Annotated in this window: 10 protein-coding genes; 2 read left to right on the top strand and 8 right to left on the bottom strand. The window is 46.7% G+C overall.

The window, feature by feature from the left end:
- Positions 1-44 precede the first annotated feature (44 nt).
- The 4 genes from ACR8BL_RS19930 to ftsE all read right to left on the bottom strand — a co-directional run bounded on the left by ACR8BL_RS19930 (position 45) and on the right by ftsE (position 4,718).
- A complete protein-coding gene (locus tag ACR8BL_RS19930; protein WP_434749219.1) occupies positions 45-1,517 on the bottom strand; it encodes a S41 family peptidase in 1,473 nt (490 codons plus the stop codon).
- Between the two features lie 153 nt (positions 1,518-1,670).
- Positions 1,671-2,951 (bottom strand): murein hydrolase activator EnvC family protein, encoded by a 1,281-nt coding sequence (locus tag ACR8BL_RS19925; RefSeq protein ID WP_434749218.1) that lies wholly within the window; start codon positions 2,949-2,951, stop codon positions 1,671-1,673.
- Between the two features lie 173 nt (positions 2,952-3,124).
- The gene (gene ftsX, locus ACR8BL_RS19920; protein ID WP_434749217.1) at positions 3,125-4,042 is read right to left on the bottom strand and encodes a permease-like cell division protein FtsX; all 918 of its coding nucleotides are present in this window, start codon (positions 4,040-4,042) and stop codon (positions 3,125-3,127) included.
- Entirely contained in the window at positions 4,032-4,718 is a 687-nt protein-coding gene (gene ftsE / locus ACR8BL_RS19915; protein ID WP_434753186.1) for a cell division ATP-binding protein FtsE, read from the bottom strand. The genes ftsX and ftsE overlap by 11 nt, the downstream gene beginning before the upstream one ends.
- Positions 4,719-4,971: 253 nt before the next feature.
- Between ftsE and ACR8BL_RS19910 the strand changes: the two genes are divergently transcribed.
- Positions 4,972-6,405 carry a VanW family protein gene (locus tag ACR8BL_RS19910; protein ID WP_434749216.1) on the top strand — a complete coding sequence of 478 codons (1,434 nt, stop codon included), beginning with the start codon at positions 4,972-4,974 and terminating at the stop codon, positions 6,403-6,405.
- A gap of 441 nt (positions 6,406-6,846) precedes the next feature.
- Here ACR8BL_RS19910 and ACR8BL_RS19905 read toward each other — a convergent pair whose 3' ends face one another.
- The 3 genes from ACR8BL_RS19905 to ACR8BL_RS19895 all read right to left on the bottom strand — a co-directional run bounded on the left by ACR8BL_RS19905 (position 6,847) and on the right by ACR8BL_RS19895 (position 10,044).
- Entirely contained in the window at positions 6,847-8,409 is a 1,563-nt protein-coding gene (locus ACR8BL_RS19905) for an MDR family MFS transporter (protein ID WP_434753185.1), read from the bottom strand.
- A gap of 169 nt (positions 8,410-8,578) precedes the next feature.
- Entirely contained in the window at positions 8,579-9,406 is an 828-nt protein-coding gene (locus tag ACR8BL_RS19900; protein WP_434749215.1) for a hypothetical protein, read from the bottom strand.
- A 14-nt stretch (positions 9,407-9,420) separates the two neighbouring features.
- The gene (locus ACR8BL_RS19895) at positions 9,421-10,044 is read right to left on the bottom strand and encodes a YhbD family protein (RefSeq protein ID WP_434749214.1); all 624 of its coding nucleotides are present in this window, start codon (positions 10,042-10,044) and stop codon (positions 9,421-9,423) included.
- Positions 10,045-10,260: 216 nt separating this feature from the next.
- On the opposite strand from ACR8BL_RS19895, the gene ACR8BL_RS19890 reads away from it, so the two are divergent.
- Positions 10,261-11,049 carry an alpha/beta hydrolase gene (locus ACR8BL_RS19890; RefSeq protein WP_434749213.1) on the top strand — a complete coding sequence of 263 codons (789 nt, stop codon included), beginning with the start codon at positions 10,261-10,263 and terminating at the stop codon, positions 11,047-11,049.
- A 294-nt stretch (positions 11,050-11,343) separates the two neighbouring features.
- On the opposite strand, the gene ACR8BL_RS19885 is transcribed toward ACR8BL_RS19890, so the two are convergent.
- Positions 11,344-12,984 carry a PucR family transcriptional regulator gene (locus ACR8BL_RS19885; RefSeq protein ID WP_434749212.1) on the bottom strand — a complete coding sequence of 547 codons (1,641 nt, stop codon included), beginning with the start codon at positions 12,982-12,984 and terminating at the stop codon, positions 11,344-11,346.
- Positions 12,985-13,102: the final 118 nt, after the last annotated feature.

Raw genomic sequence — 13,102 nt, 5'->3', positions numbered from 1 at the left:
CTTCAGCCGGTTCAGAAAAAAAGAAGGCTGAAAATCAGCCTTCTCTATGGCTTCGACACCGCGGACGAAATATCCTTCGAGACATTTTCGATCGCGCGTTTCAGCTGTGCATCATATTGAGGATTGGCGATTCGTTCAATCAGAGATGCCTCCAGAGATTCGGCCGTTTTCTCATCAATCTGGCCGGTAACCTGAATGCCTTTTTTCTTCTGGAACGCCTTGACTGCTTCTTCCGTCTTCTGGTCGTAATATCCGTCCACACGATCCGGCTTGAAGTCAAGTCCTCTCAGCATCGTCTGTGCACTTTTCACATCCGTGCTATTGCTGTCATATTTCAGTGGCAGCTTCTCTTTATTAATCGGTGCAACCGAGAAATAATCGGGCTGGTTCACTGCAATATCGGGTTTGATGCCTTTTTCATGAATCCAGCTACCATTTGGTGTTAACCATTTGGCAATTGTAATCTTCAGCAGGCTACCGTCACCCATTTGTTTTTCGTAGCTAGTCTGTACAGTTCCTTTACCAAAGGAGTTCTCACCTACCAGTTTAGCGCCTGCCGACTGTTGCAAAGCACCAGCCAGAATTTCGGAAGCACTTGCGCTACCCTTATTCATCAAAACGGTGATTGGATAAGGTTTAGCTGATCCATTCGATTTACTTTGTTCCTTCTTACCGTTTTTATCTTCAACCTGAACGATGACTTTACCTTTCGGTACGAACTGTTCTGCAATATCAATGACGACTTGCAGTACACCGCCCGGGTCATTCCGTACATCAATGATCAGGCCCTTCATATTTTGCTTCTCCAGCTTCGCCAGTTCTTGTTTGAACCGCTCGCCTGTATTCAGCGAGAACTGCGTAATGTTGATGACGCCAATACCGCCATCTTCCATATGTGCATAGACGGTTTCCAGATCAATATCATCACGTACAATCGTGAATTCAATCGGCTCTGTTGATCCCGCACGTTTCACCTGTACTTTGGCTTCACTGCCTTTTGGACCTCTAATCTTGTTAACCGCTTTGTTTAACTCAAGTCCTTGAAGCGATTCACCGTTAACCGACATAATGATGTCTTTCGCACGAATACCAGCTTTTTCAGCAGGCGAACCTTTGATTGGTGATACGACAACGACATTACCATTTTGCGAGGAAACCTCAGCACCAATTCCGGTAAATGAACCTTCGATTGATTCTTCAAACTGGGCAGCTGTTTCTTGTCCCATATAGTTGGAGTACGGATCACCGAGAGATTCCATCATGCCATTGATCGCACCATCAATCAGCTTGGTACGGTCGACATCTTTATAATAGTTGCTGGAGATCAAATCCATCGCGGTTTCAATCTTCTTCAAATCGTTTTTCTGCTGCGAGCTGCCGGTCACACTTGCCAGCAGTCCTTCGCCGGGTCTGACCTGACTTGTAATGCCCGGGTAAGTCATTAACACTAGCGTTAACAGACTCCCGCCAAGCAGTCCCAGAATAACGAACAGCAGCGCCGATCTTTTTTTCATCATCCGTTTGTCACCGCCTTTAGTTTTGAAGCGCATCCGATTCGGATTGCCCCGAATCATTCCCTGAACATGCCAGCTTAGTATATGTCTAGCTTGTACGGATTATGATTTTTCCATTCGAAGTTTAAACCAATTTGTCTCTATTGAATCCGGGATCTATAAATAGTTCATCGGATTCACAGCTGTTCCATTATCTCGCACCTCAAAGTGCAAGTGAGGTCCCGTCGAGTTCCCGGTATTGCCTGACTCGGCAATCGTATCCCCTTTGTTGACCGTATCTCCCTTGCTAACCTTGAATCCACCTTCACGCAAGTGACCATATAATGACCACAAACCTCCGCCATGATCAACAATAACCGTATAACCATATCCACTATACCATTCTGCCATAATGACAATTCCGCCGGAAGCTGCATGAACAGATGTGCCCACAGGCACAGCGAAATCGACACCCGCATGCATTTTGCCTACTTCACCTGTAATCGGGTGAATCCGCGGACCAAATGATGAAGAAATACGTCCACCAGAGACAGGTTTTGCAAATATGCCGCTTCCTGATGAATAGGTAACCGCACTGTTGCCGTTTGAGCTTACACGTGTTGGTTGCTTGGTTGCAGCTTTCGCTCTTGCTAAAGCTGCAGCTCGTGCTTTAGCTGCCGCTGCCGCCTGTTGCTCACGCAATTTATTTTTCTCCTGCAGCAAAGCTGAACGCTTGCCGGCGATCTGCATCAAGACCGCTTCCTGCTCCGCTGTCAACTCTTCGGATTGTTCAATTTTAGCATCATATGAAGCCAGAAGCACTTGCTTTTCCTTCTCTTTCTCGTTCAGCTGCGACTTGCGTTGTTTCTTCTGTGAATAAAGGCTTTTGGCTTGCGCATACTGCCGGTCCAGATCTGCCTTTTTCTCCACCACAAGTTGCTTGTCCGCTTTATGTTCATCTAACAGATGTTGATCCTGATCCACAATCGTTTTAAGTGAATCTGCTCGGGTTAGAAAATCGGTGAAGCTGGTGGAGGACAATAGAACATCCAGATAGGATACAGCTCCGTCCGTATACATCAGACGAACACGTGATTCCAACAACTTTCCTCTTGCCACGATCCGGTCTTCTGCCGCTTGCAGTTCTTCTTTGGTTGTACGGAGTTCGTCCTCCGTATTTTCGATCTGCAACGATACACTCGCGAGCTCATCACTAACGACATTAATCTGCTCCAGGACAACCTTCAGATATTCATTGGTTTTGTTCTTATAATGCTGGGCTTCCTGCTTATTGGCAGCAGCCTTCTTTTGCTCCTGCTTGGCGGAAGCCGCCTTACTCTCCAGTTGCTGAATCTGCTGGTCAATATCACTAATGCTATTCTTGGCGTATCCGTCAGAAGGTTGAAACGTCATACCGGCCAGTAACATAAAGGCCAGCAGCGAAGCGGTTTTTTTCAAAATGATGATCCCCCATCCTATGATTTCACAAGAAAGCAACCTGCACAGGTGGTGAACAGCATGTTCTTTGCTTTCTTTCATCCAAATCCTAATAACCATTGCGTCTTTCCTACATATCGTCAAACAGCGCTCAATAATGAACCTGTTTTGTCATTCTTTTCGATATTTTCAACTTACACCTTAAGCGACTTACGTATTGATAGCGTACTGCCCAAAATGCCCACAAGTACACCAAGCCCAATCAACAGCGTCCCCATCAGCGGCCAAATCTCACTCAGTGGTATCAGATTAAGCATCTGCATAAAGACATCCTGACCAATCGTTGCCAGCAATTGACTGTATCCGAAGAACAGAACCGCGACCGTAATGACGGAACCGATCAGTCCAATTAACGCCCCTTCAATAAAGAAAGGCCAGCGGATAAAGGTGTTGGTCGCGCCCACCAGCTTCATAATACCAATCTCCCGGCGGCGTGCCAGAATCGTTACGCGAATCGTATTGGAGATCAGGAACATGGACATCAGACCCAGTCCCCCGACAAAAATAAATCCGATATTCCGAACAAGCTTCGTAAATTTAAAAAGAACATCCACCGTTTCTTTGCCGTAGTTCACTTTCATGATCGGCTTCTCCGGATGTGTCTCGTTTAAGGCTTCGATCTTTTGCGCGACAAAATTAACCGTTTCCGGTTCAATCACTTTGACTTCGATCGTATCCGGGAGCGGATTGTTATCTACATCGAAACCACTTAATACATTATCAGCACTGGTCCCAAGACGTTCGCGGAATTCTTTGAGTCCTTCTTCCTTGGATACAAAACGAATCTCACTGACTTCTGGCATCGCACTGATCTCCTGCTGCAATGTATTACGCAGGTTCTCATCCACATTCAGCTCCAGAAACGTACTGATCTCCACTTGGCTATCGACCTGATTTGCCATCGAGTTAACGTTGAGCACAAGCAGCATAAACACGCCAAGAATAAACAGAGAGACGATAATCGACATGACGGATGCCACGGACATCCAACCATTGCGGAATACGTTTTTGAAACCCTCCCGCAGATGCCGCAAGAGAGTACTAAAATTCATAACCGTATTCCCCTCTCATCTGATCCCGTACAATCTTTCCGCTCTCAATGGCGATAACTCGTTTACGCATCGTATTTACAATGTCTCTGTTGTGCGTAGCCATAACAATCGTTGTTCCCCGAAAATTGATCTCGTCCAGCAACTGCATAATGCCCCAGGACGTCTCCGGGTCCAAATTCCCTGTAGGCTCGTCCGCAATAATGACGGAAGGATTATTCACAATCGCACGTGCGATTGCAATCCGTTGCTGTTCCCCGCCCGAGAGCTGTGAAGGTTCCCGGTTGGCCTTGCTGCGCAGCCCTACCAGATCGAGCACTTCCATAACCCGTTTCTTGATATGCCGCTTAGGTGCTTCAATAACTTCCATTGCAAATGCAACATTCTCAAATGCAGTCATCTTCGGCAGCAGACGGAAATCCTGAAACACAACGCCGATATTACGGCGCACATAAGGAATCTTACGTGGTTTCAGCTTGCCAATATTAAATCCGTTAATGGATATTTGTCCTTTGGTTGGCACTTCTTCTCTGTACATCAGTTTCATAAATGTCGATTTGCCCGCACCGGATGGACCAACGATATAGACAAATTCATTGCGGTCGATCTTCACCGACACCCCTTGTAATGCGTGGGTACCATTGGCGTAGGTCTTCCACACGTCCTGCATTTCTATCACATCATCACTTCCTGCTCGCATAGTTAGCCATTATAATTTCGACACAATCCCGGCATTTCCTTTAAAAAGACCTGAAATTCATCAGGAAAAATCCATCCCGTCCCTCTTTTGATGGTGAAGCATGGATTCATATGAAGTTTATTGTAACAAATTTGTTACCTATTGAGTACCCGAAAGTTTTCCACTCTTGGATCATATAGATAGAGAGTGTTGCGAATTCCGGAACAACAGAAGCCAAAAGGAGCGTTCGGTTATGAAAAAAATACATGTAACGGTCATCGTCCTGTTCTCTCTGCTCTTGATCAGCTCCGCGTCCTATGGACTGCTCTATGTGTACGTGAATCAGCCCAACTTTCCCAAAGGGGTACAGGTCGGCGGCTGGGCACTCGATGACAAACCTCGCAAGCAAGTGCTGGCAGAATTACAAACGCGCATTCAACAATTGCAGGACTGGCCTGTCACAATCGAAGTCGCTGAACCAAACCCGATAACGATGACACATCCCGCAACTGAACTAGGGGTGAGTTACCATGTAAACAGCTTCAAGGCCGCAGTGAAACAGCTGGACGAGGGGAACCTGTGGGAACGCGCATATGCACGGTATCGATTCCCTCAGACCTTCCCACTGGATATGGCCTACAACGAACAAACCTTTCAACAATTGCTTAGCCCTGCCTGGGAAAAAGAAACCTTCGGTATCCCGGCGGAAGCTGTCCGCCGGATCACCGCAAATGATCAAGTTCAGTACATTCCGGAGAAAAGTGTGCGCCGGATCGATTGGAAAACACTTTCTGCCCTCGTGCAGAATAAGCTGCACCGAGATTTAATTGAAGTGAATGACGGAGTCAAGCCAGATCCGATCCGGATTCTTTTACCCTTATACACCTTGAAACCCGAAGTAACCATCGATTCCCTGAAGCAGGAGGGCATTGAACGCAAAATCGTTCAATTCTCTACGGGACTGGGGAACAGCAGTCAGGGCCGGGTACATAATGTGAGCGCTGCAGCTCAGGCTATTCACGGGATGATTTTGCTGCCTGGGGGTGTGTTCGACTATGAAAAGGTCATTCGCAAAGCGGAGAAGGATTATGGTTTTCGGGAGGCACCGGTCATCGTTAATGGACGGCTAACACCCGGAATTGGCGGAGGAATCTGTCAGGTATCCAGTACCGTATATAACGCTGCTCTGCTAACGGGCCTGGATATTGTGGAACGGCGTAATCATTCCATGCCGGTTAAATATTTGCCGAAAGGGCTGGATGCTACCTTTGCCTCAGGTGCCATTAACTTTCGTTTTCGAAACAGCACCGAGAAGTCCCTGTTGATCCACGCGAAGGTGCAAGGCGGGCGCATGGTCGTGAAATTTTTCGGCACATTCCCGGAAAACGTCAGTTATGCACTGGAGTCCCATACGATTGAAACGCTGAGTGTTCCCGTAAAATATGTATCCAGCAATGTGCTACCTGAGGGCGCCCAGCAAGTGCTTCAGAATGGACAGCCCGGTTATATCGTCGAGACGATCCGCACCAAAAGAGTGGATGGCCAAGTGGTTGAATCCAAAACGATCTCACGCGACACCTACAAGGCTCAAAGCCGTCTGATTGCACGTTCAGGTCACATCAGCATGCCAGATCCGAAGCAACCTTCTGTGGTGGAGGATGGCATTCGTGAAGGGAATCAGCCTTAAAATTAGGTGTACAAGTAGAACGAAAGAGATTTACACTTGGCACTCCGCGGACAGAATAACCTTCCGATCGCTGTTATCCCCAGATTTTTTTGATTCCCTTTTCCAAAGGGAAAAATCCGGTGAAAAAGGCGAAGCTTATGCTTCCGATGCAGCTTTCTTGCAGAAAGCTTTTAGCTCCGCTTCTTCAGGTTTTTTCTGTCCTCTCCGTTATTGTGTAAATGAAAGTTCAACTTAAACACAAGCCTTAGGGCTACAAGAATGATCTGTAAGAAAAATAAAAAAACATGTCTCATACCCATGACGGGATTTGAGACATGTTTTTTTCAAGATATTCTAACGAAGCCCATCTATGACAATCGTTGTTTTTCCTTAGTTCAAAACATTATAACCCAAGAATAAACACTGGATTAATGTTTCGATAATGGCTTAACACCCCTTAGCCTAGTGCCCACCTGTATACTCGTGTTGCTCTTCTCCCACAACCATTTTCTCGTTCCCCATAAAGAAGGAAGCAATCAACGCAAGGGCTGCCGGAATCACCGCCCAGGCAAACAATTGCACAATGGAAGAGGATAACGCATGAGTAATGGATTCCAGCACCTGTGGCGGAATTCCTTGACGAAGTTCTGGTGACAACAGTGCATGTGGATCGGTCAGATCCATCCCGGCAGGAATCCCACCTGCTGGTGCTCCAGCAGATGCACCGGCTTCGCCAGCAGCGCCAGCCATGCCGTCCGTCATTTTACGCGTAAATACTTGACTCTGTATAATCCCAAAGATTGTAATCCCCATTGTCATACCCAGAGAACGCAGAAAGTTCAGTGTAGAGCTTGCTGCCCCCCGTCTTTGCGGTTCGAAGGCATTCATCGCTGCATTACTGAGCACAGAGAAGGATGCACCGACCCCAAGTCCAATCATGACCATATAGATACGGATCGTCCACAAGGATGAGTTTTCATCCAATGTTGTAAGTAAACCTAGTCCCACTGCAAGTAAAGCCAGCGTTGGAATCATAATATTGCGGTATTTCGTTTTGGTCATGAGCACACCGCCCATGGAAGCCGTCACTACGGAACCCAGCATCATCGGCAACAAGACAAGACCCGAGTTGGTTGCTTTACCGCCAAGCACGCCCTGGATGAAAATCGGGATATACACCGATGCAGTAATAAATGCTGCACCACTGAACATGGCAATAACGTTACTTGACCAATACACCCGCTTGCGGAACATACTGAATGAGATAATTGGTTCTTTAGCCTTCGTCTCAGCATATAGGAAGAGCAAGGTTAGCACGACGAATCCAGCAAACAGTCCCAAAATCTGCGCGGAGTCCCAAGCAAACGTCTTGCCACCCAGCTCCAGAGCAAAGATCAGGCAGACTACAGCACCAATCAATGTAACAGCACCCAGCCAGTCAATCTGCTGTGACTGATGCTGGTGAGATTCCTTATAGAAGAATGCGATAAACAGAAATGCAATCAAACCCAGTGGCAGATTGATGTAAAATACCCATTCCCAGGTCGCATACTCTGTAATATAAGCTCCAAGCAGCGGCCCAAACACGCTCGAAAGGCCGAAGACCGCTCCAAACAATCCACCCAGCTTGCCTCGGGATTCCGGTGCAACTACGTCGAACATAATCGTAAAAGCAATCGGTACCAATGCTCCTGCGCCAATCCCTTGAATAGCTCTATACATTGTCAGTTCAACGATTGATGTTGCGGTCCCACACAATGCGGAGCCAAGCATAAACACGATGATACCAAAGACGAAAAACTTCTTACGTCCGTACATATCGGACAGTTTACCGAAGATTGGCATGCCCGCCATCTCAGCCACCATATAGGCAGAGGTTACCCAGACAAACTTGTCCAGTCCGCCAAGCTTGCCGACGATATCGCCCATGGCCGTAGCTACGATGGTATTATCCATAGAGGCCATTAAAATGCTGAGCAGCAAACCTGCAAGCACAAATCCAATTTTATTATTACGTGCAGCCATTGTTGTCAATCTCTCCATTCCCGTTCTATTCATATGACTGCATTAGTATATCCGAAAAGCAGTAACAAGCAATCAGTCCAAGGACCGATTGCTTTATGGCAAAACCTTCTCCCTTGAAATGCCTGCCATCAGCACTGCCATCTAGATGCCACAAAAGTTGAATTCTTGGCTAGATTCGCTCACTGTTGCCTACCTTCGCTTCCGGATCAACAGACAGTTCGCCAGAGTACTCCACAAAACGGACATTACAGCCGCGCCCAATATGGACTCGATTACCTCGAACCGTATCCACCTCGGTATCTTCCAGTACAATCTCATCTCCCTCAATCAGTTGAGCTCTGAAGGATGGTGCACCGCCCAATCCGAGTGCTTTCCAGAAGCCACTGCGTTCCCTGCGCCGGATATCGATACGTCCCCCGCCTACTTCTCTCGCAGAAGAAGACGTATATAGACGAATCTCCACACTGTCCGCGTTTAGCAGTCCACCTACCTTGATATTCCCCTGCACTTGGATGCTCTCTCCCTGTACATCTCCATCAATGGTTACCATACCCCCGATATCAATACGTTCGCCATCCACTCTGCCGCGCACATTACATTTCCCGTTCACCGTCAATTCCGGCGTAGTCAGGTCCCCATTGATTGTACTCATGCCATCCACACGAAGCCGTGAACTAACCAGTGGACCATTGATTGTACACATACCATTAACCGTCGTACTTTCTGCACGAGCTGCTCCGTGAACTCCCAGTGATCCATTGACATCGAGAGATTGAGTGCGCAGCTCCCCTTCTACTTTAGCCATTCCATTTACCGTTGTGCTTTCGGAGACGAGGGAACCATAGATTTTCAGAGTGCCGTTAACGCTTAAAGAGGAACAATCCAGATCACCGTCCAGTTTAGCCATCCCGTCAATATTGACCCGGTGATAGGAGCCGCCTGTCGTTTTGCGAGAGCCTGTGACATTCAGATCATTTCTTAAGTGACGTTCTTCCATTCGTATAATCCCCCTCAGCCCAATTTAAGTTTCAATTCTTCCATAAACGTTGCAAGCGGAATGCGAAGTACCACTTTTACACCTTGATCAAAATAAAGCTCCGCTCCCGAGTTCACTACCATAAAGGTAGGTACACCCATTTTGCGAATAAGCAGCAATTCACTGACACGGTCACGGAACCGGTAGTAGTGTTCAGACATGACATCAATCAGCAGCAACCCTTCCTGCTGGGTAATATCCCCGCTAAGAAGCAGCTTTTCAAGCACATATAACATCATAATCTGTTCCAAACCATATAATGCCTGCTGTCGTCCAGCCTCATTTAAGAGATCAAGCGAAGCTAACGAAACAATGTTTCGATCCAGTAATTGCTGATCCGACATCTCTACCTCCCCAAGTGTAGGCGAGAATACGTCTGCCAGTTCATCCAGTGATAGCCCATCTTTCATATGAATGATCTTGTCGATTCGCTGTAAAATCTGCTGTTTTGGAAAAAATGTTTCCTGTCCCGTAAAGGAAGATTTTCGAATAAACCACTCCTCGGGAATTAGATTTTTCCGTTTCCATCGATACAGTTGACCATATGATATACCTGTCAGATCAAGCAGTTCTTTTTTGGAGATCAAATCATCCGTCAATTTCAGGACCCCCTTTTCATCAAAGTTAGTGTAACAAAACATTGTTACGTTGTAAAGACGCGAGAATATCGAACACGTTTTATAACCTATCATTGCATTTGCTCTATTTTGGGTATAACCTTGGATTATGGCTGATATAACTCAGTTTCCTCACCTTTCCCATCGCATAGAAACATCCTTCTAAACTTCCATTTATGAAAGGGGTTACTTTTTGATATGGCACTTATTAAATGTGATTTCTACTCGGATGCCCTCGGATTAAGCACAAGCATGCACGTGATTCTGCCACAACAGACTCATAATCAGATTGGTATGGACAATGTCACGGGTTCCGGTCTGCACCCCACCCTATATTTGCTTCATGGGATGTCAGACGATGATTCCATCTGGCTCCGCCGTACCTCCATTGAACGTTATGTTGCTCCCCTTGGCATTGCAGTTGTTATGCCACAGGTTCACCGCAGCTTCTACACGGATATGGCAGAGGGAGGACGTTACTGGACATTTATCAGCGAAGAGCTGCCAGCACTCGCCCGTTCCTTCTTCCCTCTTTCAGCTAAACGCGAAGATAATTTCGTGGCAGGGCTATCCATGGGTGGATATGGTGCCTTCAAGCTGGCACTGCGTAAACCTGATCAGTACGCTGCTGCTGCAAGTCTTTCGGGTGCTCTGGACATGGCGGCTCATCTGAACAACGAAGCCCCATCTGCCTTACCTCAGGCTGAACTGTTACGCATCTTCGGGCCGCAATTTGCAGGTTCAGAGAACGATCTGATCCATTTGCTCCAGCAAAGTAAACACAGTCCGGCTCCACAGCCGTTACTCTATCAGTGCTGTGGAACAGAGGATTTTCTGTATAAAGATAATCAGACATTCCGAAAAGCCTGCGCCGAGACAGACTTCAAGTTAACTTATGAGGAAGAGACCGGAGAGCATGAGTGGGGTTACTGGGACATGAAAATTCAGGATGTGTTAAAGTGGCTGCCGCTGCCTAAAAGAGACTAAGGTAAGCGGATGGCTCGTTTTAAACCAGATCGCTCTTGAAGACTACCGATTCTTAAAAACTACAAACTTTCCATACTTGCCGCATTTTGGATATGGTATCTACACAAACATTTGTTTACCATAAACAAATATGCTCATCATAAAAGCAGGCTTGAAATGACACACCCTCGGTTACTAACAACTAACCCGGAGGTACAGTTCATCTCAGCCTGCTTTTGCATTGGCACTTCCTAAATCTATATCGATAAGCAGAGCCGAATCTGAAGTTACATTTTCGACCACGAATCCACCCGGCTACTTTTCAACACTCTGCTTACCCTCTTCCGGCAACAACGCTTTGATCCGAAACGCCATTCGTAGCCGTAATGTTTCTTCCGGATCTTTCAAGCTACGGCCAATAATCTCCTCGCATTTCTCCAACCGATAAATTACGGTATTCCGGTGAATGTATAGTCGCTTGGCTGTCTCGGCAAGATGGCAATGCGTTTCCAGATATACAGACAACGTATGAAGTAACATATGGTGATCCTTAAGTGTCTCGTCCTCGAAACCTTGCATCGTATCCGCATAAAACTTTCTTAGATGGTCATGAGGGATCAGACGCAAAATTTCAGATACTTCCTTCGGCTGATACAATTCAATAAAGAGCGTTTTCCCCGATATACTTCCGAAATAGAGCGCCTCATTGGCCTCTTTAAAAGATAAAGGGACTTGAGTAAGTGGCTGGGCATAACTGCTGAGACCAAAAGATAGCTCTGATTCGTAATACGTGGCAATCCTGCGCTGTAAACGCTCCAGCAGCTCGATCACGATAGGTTTGATCCTATCCCATTCTTCAACCAACGGCATAAGTAGCACATAGGATCGGTCATGGGTGAACAGATATATCGGATGACGGAAGTTCGCGAGCTCCCCTTGAAGATGCTCAGCAATCTGGTCCTGTTCTGCCTTGTATTGCATGAATGACGTCGTTCGGTCCTTGCCATTCAGCTTACCGACCGCGCAAATATATCGCTGATCGCTAGACAGTCCGAACTCCCGCGCCCGACTCGCAATCTCCTCATTGCTTGAGAAGACCCCTCCGATGAAGTTTGTAAAAAATTCGTTCTGGATCCGGCGCCGATTTTGCTTCAAGGCATTATCCTTCATTAGCTCAAATGCGATCACATTGGTTGCCTGTTCAATGGTCAGAATGCTGGAACGTTCAGACGGAGATACAAAACCGGTAATGCAGAGGAAATGCAGCTGTCTATGGGTGTACACGGGAAACAAAGTTAACGTCTCACGTTCTTCCCCCAGCAGAGAAAATGCAGAGAACGCGGAAGGTGCAACATGATATTGACCTCCACTGGATAACAACACCTCCAGATGCGCTGCCATTTTAGCAGGAACTCGGCCGAAGATCGGCTGTAGATATGGCCCCAGCAGAAAAACAGGCAAACGCAGCAAGGAAGATAGTTGATCTAGCAACTTCGGTATTCCTTGACCACTCATGATCTGCTGAGTGAACTGCCGATGGGTCTGTATCGCATTATGCAGCTCAGTTGTTCGCACATCGAGAATATGGCTCAGTGATTTGTTGACAATATCACCAAGTGAAGGATCGACGGGAAGTTCCATCAGAGGAAGATCTAACTCATTTGCGAGCTGAACTGCTGATTCAGGGATGCTGCCGAGGAATCTTTTGCTTTTAATACCCAGTCCCGCGCATTCCTGGTGCCCCATCTCACGGATCAGTTCAAGCAACGCCGGCAGATCGTCCTTGAAGTGAAAAGCAGTCGTAATCAACAATTCATTTCTTTTTAAGTACGGAATGATATCTGGAGCATCCATCATATTTACAGTATGGACTTCCCTGTTCAAACCATCGCTTCCCCCTACCACGATTGTCCCGTTGAACACAGGCAGCTTCAGCAGGTCACTCATTTTCATCATTCTCCACCCCTATGGTTAACATGTACAACGAATTCAGATATTCTTCTACATTTTCGTGAATGATTTTTAACTTTTTTTATTTTACGATGAATTAAACGCAATGCCAAGTTAATTAATC

This window comes from Paenibacillus amylolyticus (genome assembly GCF_051136285.1).
Taxonomy (GTDB): Bacteria; Bacillota; Bacilli; order Paenibacillales; family Paenibacillaceae; genus Paenibacillus; species Paenibacillus amylolyticus_F.
This window is presented reverse-complemented; position numbering and strand designations above follow the sequence as displayed.